This is a genomic window from Nocardia niwae NBRC 108934 = DSM 45340, from assembly GCF_001613465.1.
Classification (GTDB): domain Bacteria; phylum Actinomycetota; class Actinomycetes; order Mycobacteriales; family Mycobacteriaceae; genus Nocardia; species Nocardia niwae.
Window position 1 is genome coordinate 1 of record NZ_BDCK01000103.1, and the last position, 695, is coordinate 695.

A 695-nucleotide genomic window follows, 5' to 3' on the forward strand; every position below is an offset into this window, starting at 1 on the left:
GCGAACCCTTCTACGGTCGCCCGGTCGAAAAGATCGGTCGCATACGTCAAGAACCCACCGAGCCCCGCAGCCGCACCCGACTCCGCATAGGCGTCACCCACGATCAAATGCAAATCGAACTGCGACACATCCAAATCGGCATCCACACCAGCCACCGTCAAACCCGGCAACTCCAACGCCGCACGCGCCACATTCTGAAACGACAACCCCACCTGGAACAACGGATGACGCGCCGTCGACCGCGGCGGATTCAACACCTCCACCAACCGCTCGAACGGCACATCCGCATGCGCGAACGCGGCCAGATCAACCTCGCGCTGCCGCGCGAGCAGACCGACGAACGACTCATCCGGCTCCAACCGCGTCCGGAACACCACAGTGTTGACGAACATACCGATCAGATCATCGAGCTCACGCTCACCACGACCCGCGACCGGCGTTCCGACGGCGATGTCGTCCGAACCCGACAACCGGGCCAGTACCACCGCGAACGCAGTGTGCACCACCATGAACAACGTCGCACCATGCGCACGCGCCAAATCCACCAGACCCGCATGAGTCGCCGCATCGATCTCGATGTCCACACGCGCACCCGCCAGCGACGCCACCGCCGGACGCGGACGATCGGTCGGCAACTCCAGCAAGTCGGGCAAGCCCGCCAGCTCACCACGCCAGAACGCGATCTGCCCCGCCGC

Annotated in this window: 1 protein-coding gene; it reads right to left on the reverse strand. The window is 64.5% G+C overall.

Features of this window, described 5'->3' with window-relative positions; genetic code table 11:
- Positions 1 to 695: condensation domain-containing protein (locus tag NNI01S_RS33015; RefSeq protein ID WP_245676483.1), on the reverse strand; the 695-nt coding region annotated here is incomplete at both ends.